Raw genomic sequence first — 6,312 nt, 5'->3', positions numbered from 1 at the left:
CTTGCCTCCCCCCCCCCCCCCCCCCCCCCCCCCCCCCCCCCCCGCTCCCACAGGGATTGCGGACTCTCATGCGAATTACCAAGACGCTGCTTTCAACCAGTATTGCCCTGCTCTGCGCCGCCGCCCTGTGGTGGGCCTACGACAGCTTCCAGGCCCGCTACCTGCGCCCCTTCGACAACCAGGCCACACTGTTCGACGGCAGCCAGCTGCGCCTGCCGCCAGAACTGGCCGGCCCCGGCCCGATCCGCGTGGTGCATTTCTGGGACCCGGCCTGCCCGTGCAACGTCGGCAACCAGCAGCACCTGGGCGAACTGCTCGAGCACTTCGTCCCGCAGGGGGTCAGCTTCCACGTGGTGCAACGGCCCGGCAGCCACGGCCAGCTGCCCGCCAACCTCGCTGCGCTCAAACCCCTGGCCGGGCTGCCCGGCAGCGAACACCTGCCGGCCACCCCCGCCGTGGCGATCTGGGACCGCAACGGCGACCTGGCCTACTTCGGCCCCTACAGCGAAGGCGCGGTGTGCAATTCGAGCAACAGCTTCATCGAACCGGTGCTCAAGGCGCTCATGGATGGCAGGCCGGTGCAGGCCTCCAATACCCTCGCCGTAGGGTGCTATTGCCCCTGGCAGATAGGCAGCCATCGATAAGCTTCTACCGCAGAGCAGCCCGAGAGGATCCCTAGCGTAGCGACATACAGCACAAGGAGCACTGTATGTCATCCAAAGGTCCCATCCCACTTGATGAGTCTTATGTAAAAGCACTTCAAGACAAGATCTACTACCTGGCCCCCTCGCACTCCACTGACCAGACGCCAATGCCGCCGCACCAGATGGTCTATACGACCAACCCTGGCAGAGTGGACTTCAATCTGGTCGTGCAGGTAGAGGCCGACACACGTCAAACCCACATCGACCACGCTTGGTTGCAATTCACCCAGGGCGAGCAGCTCGACCAGGCTATCGAGGCCAGTACCGGCTCGCTTTCCGGGCTGAGCGAAACTGAAAGCACCGAACGCCAGATAACAGCCGTCGAGCAGGTCACCGCAAGTTATCAGGCCCAGCTGAAGCAGGCACGACAACAAGCCAACAGTTTCTTCGGCAGCACGCCCATCTCCCGCAGTGTCAACGATTTCGTCAGCGTGGCACGGCAGCAGAATAACGCGGCAAAGTCCCGCCAGGCTTGGCTGGCTTCCTATCGCGCCGCGTTCGAAACCATACGCCTTGAGAAAAAGATCGCCGAACTGCATCAACGTCGCGCCGACCTGACGCCCAAGCTGGAAAGTGCCAGGCTCAAGTCACAACAACGCGAGCAGGTGAACCGACAGATCCAGCGGATCGAACAGAGTCTTGCCCGGTTCTTCACCAGCACGCAGGAACTGCAGCGCCTCTCCTCATCGCTGCAAGGGGTGCTGAACGCGCTCCAGCAGCACCATCAAGATGGCATCACCCCGAAGACTGCAGCGGAGCATGCCCACACGCCGGAGCAACAAACTTCTGATCTGATCCAGTCCAAGGCCAGGTTGCGACAGCACGCCGCGCAAGCACAGCAAGACGCCCAAGCACTGGAGCATGAAATCAAAGACGTTGATTTCACGCTCGGGCTGGAGCAGCCCCAGGCGCCTTACGAGCGCAGGGAGGAGTTGCTGCAGCTCAAGGTCCAGATGATCCACGAGAGCGGCACCTGGCCTGCGCAAGACACCACCACTACCCAACTGGACACGATGGCGCAGCAGGCCATCGACACCGCGTTCGATGAGCAAGTGCACCTGGCCATGCTCAACGGAAGCACGCCAAGCAACACCCCCGTCACCTTCGAGGCCTGGACCTCCAGCACCCGCCATGCCTTGGTACTGGCCAGTTCGCGTGGCGCAGTGGCGCACTTCGAACCGGCGTGGGCAGCCTTCGGCGAAGCGCTGCAAAGGCTCGCCACCCATGTGCTGGCCCAGGGTGTCGCGGCTGCCGCACGTTACGCGCCGTTGATGCTCTACTCGACGCGCCTGGGCAATGGCGAGCGCATGGGCGTGAGCGTACCGCTGGCCTGGCTGGCCCCAGGCGCGGACCAGACACTGGACGCCAACCGTCTTGCCGGCCAGACCCTGGAGCTGCCGCTACGCATGAACGCGGTACCCTCGGGCACAGAGACCGTGGTGTACCTGGCCGCCGCCGATGGCAGCAGCGTGCAGCGCGACGTGCGGGTACGCCAGGCCGAATGGGACAACGGCCTGGGCGCCTATCGCTTCACTGCCGAAGGCCCGGGCGGCGCCATCCTGCTCTGGCACCCAGCCACACCGCCCAGCACGCTGAGCAGCTATGACCCGGAGACAGGCAGCCATATTCCAGGCCTGCCTATCGTCGAGGACCTGCGCAAGCACACCGACGGCCTCATTCAGGTACCGCCCGAGCTCGACATCCGCACTTTCCCTGCCCTGCCGGATGAGCAGCCCGACGACTACGTGATCGTCTTCCCGGTCGACGCGGGGCTGGCGCCAATCTACGTGATGTTCCGCGACCCACGGCAGATCGCCGGGGTGGCCAGCGGTCACGGGCAGGTGACGCCGGATCGCTTTCTTGAGGCCGCAGTCACACCAGAAGGCGCGCCGATTCCTGCAAGGATTGCGGATAAGTTGAGGGGTCGCAGGTTCAGTAGTTTCGATAGGCTGCGGGAGGCGTTTTGGAGGGAGGTAGGGGCCGATCCAGAGTTCAGACAGCACTTCACCTTGAGTAATCAACAGAGAGTGGAAGAAGGCAGCGCGCCCCATGTTCCCGCAGCCGAACGTGCGGGGAAGCGAGGTACATTCGAGCTCCATCACATTGCCGAAGTAGCCAGAGGTGGCGCGGTATATGACATGGATAACATCACCATCATGACACCTCATCAACACATCGCTCACCACAGCAAAAGGAGTGAGGAATGATCAACAAGAGTCGACTTGAAGATTTTACAGAAGCCGAGTTCCTAGCGTTCATTGGAGAGTTCTTCGAAAACCGCTCTGGCCTCAATGGAAAGGCATTTGGTCAATATCAAGATGATCTGGTTTGTAAATTCGAAGAAATCATCGAAAACCCTATTGGCTCTGACCTGATCTACTACCCCGGCGAGGGTGCAGATGACAGCCCACAGGGCGTCGTCAACCGCGTCAAAGAATGGCGCGCAGCCAACGGCAAACCCGGCTTCAAACCTGACTGACTCAAAGCCCTGCGGCCAACACCGCAGGGCTTTTTGGCTTCAGCCCCGCACCCGCGCCGGATTACCCACCACCACCGCCCCCGCCGGTACATCGCGGGTGACCACGCTGCCAGCGCCGACCACGGCGTTATCGCCAACGGTCACCCCCGGCAGGATGATCGCCCCGCCGCCGATCCACACGTTGTCGCCGATGGTCACCGGCCGCCCGCTTTCCAGGCCGCTGCGGCGCAGATCAGGGTCGAGCGGGTGGTCGGCGGTGTAGATCTGCACCGCCGGGCCGATCTGGCAGTCGGCGCCGATGCGCACCGGCAGCACGTCGAGGATCACGCAGTTGAAGTTCATGAAGGTATTGGCGCCAACACTGAGGTTGTAGCCGTAGTCGCAATAGAACGGCGGGCGGATCACCACAGCGTCGCCGACGCTGCCGAAGTGCTCCACCAGCAACCCGTGGCGGGCTTCGTTGAGCAGCTCGACGCTGGCGTTGTAGCGGTGCATCCAGTGCTTGTTGGCGATCTGCTCGGCCTGAAGTTCCGGGCAGCCAGCGTGGTAGAGCTGGCCTTGCAGCATTTTCTGTTTTTCGCTGAGGGACATGGAAACTCCTTGTTGGGGCTATGCTCAGTGCGCGAATCCGCCGATGATCGGACCACATTTTTCGCTCGAGTGCACAAGGAGTCTCGATGAAGCGCAGCCTGACCCTGCTGGCCGTGGTGATTGCCGTGGCCGCTGCCGGCACCGGTTACTGGTATGTGCAGGGCAAGCAGCCCCAGCGCGAGGGCGAACTGGCCCTTGCCGGGCTGCAAGCGCCGGTCACCGCCCGTTATGACGCACGCGGCGTACCGCACCTGCAGGCGCAGAACGAGCAGGACCTGTACCGCGCCCTGGGTTACGTGCACGCCCAGGACCGCCTGTTCCAGATGGAGATCATGCGCCGCCTGGCCCGTGGCGAACTGGCCGAGGTGTTGGGCGACAAGTTGCTGCCCACCGACACCCTGTTCCGCAGCCTGCGCATCCGCGAGCAGGCCGCGCTGATGGTGCAGCGCCAGGACCGCCAGGCCCCGGCCTGGATAGCCTTGCAGGCCTACCTCGATGGCGTGAACCAGTGGCAGGCCAGTCATCCCAAACCGATGGAGTTCGACCTGCTTGGTATCACCCCGCGCCCATTCACCGCCGAGGACACCCTGAGCATCGCCGGCTACCTGGCCTACAGCTTCGCCGCGGCCTTTCGCACCGAACCCGCGCTTACCTACATCCGCGACCAGCTCGGCGCCGATTACCTGAAGATCTTCGACCTCGACTGGCAGCCCGACGGTGCCATCGCCACGCCGCTGGCCGCCGCCGACTGGCGCAGCCTGGAACAGCTGGCGCGGCTCAGCCATGAGGCCCTGATTGAGGCCGGCATCCCCCAGTTCGAGGGCAGCAATGCCTGGGCCGTGGCCGGCAGCCGCACCCGCAGCGGCCGCCCGTTGCTGGCGGGCGATCCGCACATCAGCTTCGCGGTGCCGGCGGTGTGGTACGAGGCCGAGCTGTCAGCGCCGGGCTTCAACCTGTACGGCTACTTCCAGGCGCTCAACCCGTTCGCCCTGCTTGGCCACAGCCGCGACTTCGGCTGGAGCCTCACCATGTTCCAGAACGACGACGTCGACCTGATCGCCGAAAAGACCAACCCGGCCAACCCCGAGCAGGTGATGGTCGATGGCCGCTGGCAGACCCTGGAAAAAACCGAGCAGCAGATCGCCGTCAAAGGCGAGCAGCCGGTGCCCCTCACCCTGCGCCGCTCGCCCCACGGCCCGATCGTCAACACGGTGCTGGGCAACAGCGCCGGCGCTGCGCCCATCGCCATGTGGTGGGCGTTCCTGGAAACCGATAACCCGATCCTCGAAGGCTTCTACCAGATCAACCGCGCCGACACCCTGGACAAGATGCGCGAAGCCGCAGCCAAGGTGCAGGCGCCAGGGCTGAACCTGGTCTGGGCCAACGCCCGTGGCGATATCGGCTGGTGGGCGGCGGCGCGCCTGCCGATCCGCCCGGACGGGGTGAACCCGGCGTTCATCCTCGACGGCAGCAGCGCCCAGGCCGACAAGCCCGGCTTCTACCCGTTCAGCGTCAATCCGCAGCAGGAGAACCCGGCCAGCGGCTACATCGTCTCGGCCAACTACCAGCCACCGGCGGTGGTGCCGGTGCCCGGCTACTACAACCTGGCCGACCGCGGCCGCCAGCTGGACCGCCACCTGAACAACCCGGACATCAAGTGGGACACCCAGAACAGCCAGGCCCTGCAGCTGGACACCAGCAACGACTACGGCCCACGCACCCTGGCGCCGCTGCTGGGCACCTTGCGCAGCGTGGCCCAAGGGGACGAAGAGAAAGAGCTGGTCGAACAGCTGGCCGCCTGGCGCGGCGACTACCCACTGGACTCCACCAGCGCCACGCTGTTCAACCAGTTCCTCTACGAACTGGCTTTCGCTGCGCTGCATGACGAGCTGGGCGATACCTGGTTCCCGATCCTGATCAGCACCCGTGCCATCGACGCGGCCCTGCCGCGGCTGGCCGCCGACCCAGCCTCACCCTGGTGGAACCTGCGCGGCGGCAATGAACACACCGACCGCCGCGCCATCGTGCGGCTGGCCTGGCAGCGCAGCCTCAAGCACCTGGGCGAGACCTTCGGCAAGGACCCGGCCAACTGGCAATGGGGCAAGGCCCACACCCTCACCCACAACCACCCGCTGGGAGTGAAGAAGCCGCTGAACCTGCTGTTCAACGTTGGCCCCTTCGCCGCCCCGGGCACCCACGAGGTGCCGAACAACCTTTCGGCGAAGATCGGCCCGGCGCCCTGGCCGGTCACCTATGGCCCCTCCACCCGGCGGGTGATCGACTTCGCCGACGCCGGCGCGGCCTTGACCATCAACCCGGTCGGGCAAAGCGGCGTGCCGTTCGACAAGCACTATGGCGACCAGGCAGAGGATTACATCGAGGGGCGCTATCACAAGGCGCGTATGGGGGTGATCCCGGCGCAGAGCACGTTGCGGTTGGTGCCCGGGAACTGATTGGCTCTTTCGCCCCCATCGCGGGGGGGGGGGGGGGGGGAAAGAGGAAAAAGAGAGAGAAGGGGTCTGCAACAAGAGGAAAAAA

At 64.6% G+C, this 6,312-nt stretch carries 5 protein-coding genes; 4 read left to right on the top strand and 1 reads right to left on the bottom strand.

Features of this window, described 5'->3' with window-relative positions:
- Nucleotides 1-68 precede the first annotated feature (68 nt).
- From ACO6VM_RS22930 to ACO6VM_RS22920, 3 genes are all read left to right on the top strand, one after another.
- Nucleotides 69-644: a DUF6436 domain-containing protein gene (locus ACO6VM_RS22930; protein WP_401055742.1), complete on the top strand. Its 576-nt coding sequence runs from the start codon at nt 69-71 to the stop codon at nt 642-644.
- A gap of 65 nt (nt 645-709) precedes the next feature.
- Complete coding sequence (locus ACO6VM_RS22925) at nt 710-2,911, top strand: S-type pyocin domain-containing protein (RefSeq protein ID WP_422403854.1); 2,202 nt, start codon at nt 710-712, stop codon at nt 2,909-2,911.
- Nucleotides 2,908-3,183, top strand: a complete 276-nt coding sequence (locus ACO6VM_RS22920) for a bacteriocin immunity protein (protein ID WP_390968137.1) — start codon at nt 2,908-2,910, stop codon at nt 3,181-3,183. The genes ACO6VM_RS22925 and ACO6VM_RS22920 overlap by 4 nt, the downstream gene beginning before the upstream one ends.
- A 39-nt stretch (nt 3,184-3,222) precedes the next feature.
- Here ACO6VM_RS22920 and ACO6VM_RS22915 read toward each other — a convergent pair whose 3' ends face one another.
- Nucleotides 3,223-3,774 (bottom strand): sugar O-acetyltransferase, encoded by a 552-nt coding sequence (locus ACO6VM_RS22915; RefSeq protein WP_401055746.1) that lies wholly within the window; start codon nt 3,772-3,774, stop codon nt 3,223-3,225.
- 86 nt (nt 3,775-3,860) lie between these two features.
- Here ACO6VM_RS22915 and ACO6VM_RS22910 point away from each other — a divergent pair, with 86 nt between their 5' ends.
- The gene (locus ACO6VM_RS22910) at nt 3,861-6,227 is read left to right on the top strand and encodes a penicillin acylase family protein (RefSeq protein WP_401055748.1); all 2,367 of its coding nucleotides are present in this window, start codon (nt 3,861-3,863) and stop codon (nt 6,225-6,227) included.
- Nucleotides 6,228-6,312 lie beyond the last annotated feature (85 nt).

Source organism: Pseudomonas sp. GZD-209 (assembly GCF_049310485.1).
Lineage (GTDB): Bacteria > Pseudomonadota > Gammaproteobacteria > Pseudomonadales > Pseudomonadaceae > Aquipseudomonas > Aquipseudomonas sichuanensis.
This window is presented reverse-complemented; position numbering and strand designations above follow the sequence as displayed.

Bases quoted from the DNA above. Each gene is read 5' to 3' on its own strand.
- ACO6VM_RS22930 (WP_401055742.1), top strand. From the start codon at position 69: ATGCGAATTACCAAGACGCTGCTTTCAACCAGTATTGCCCTGCTCTGC.
- ACO6VM_RS22925 (WP_422403854.1), top strand. From the start codon at position 710: ATGTCATCCAAAGGTCCCATCCCACTTGATGAGTCTTATGTAAAAGCA.
- ACO6VM_RS22920 (WP_390968137.1), top strand. From the start codon at position 2,908: ATGATCAACAAGAGTCGACTTGAAGATTTTACAGAAGCCGAGTTCCTA.
- ACO6VM_RS22915 (WP_401055746.1), bottom strand. From the start codon at position 3,774: ATGTCCCTCAGCGAAAAACAGAAAATGCTGCAAGGCCAGCTCTACCAC.
- ACO6VM_RS22910 (WP_401055748.1), top strand. From the start codon at position 3,861: ATGAAGCGCAGCCTGACCCTGCTGGCCGTGGTGATTGCCGTGGCCGCT.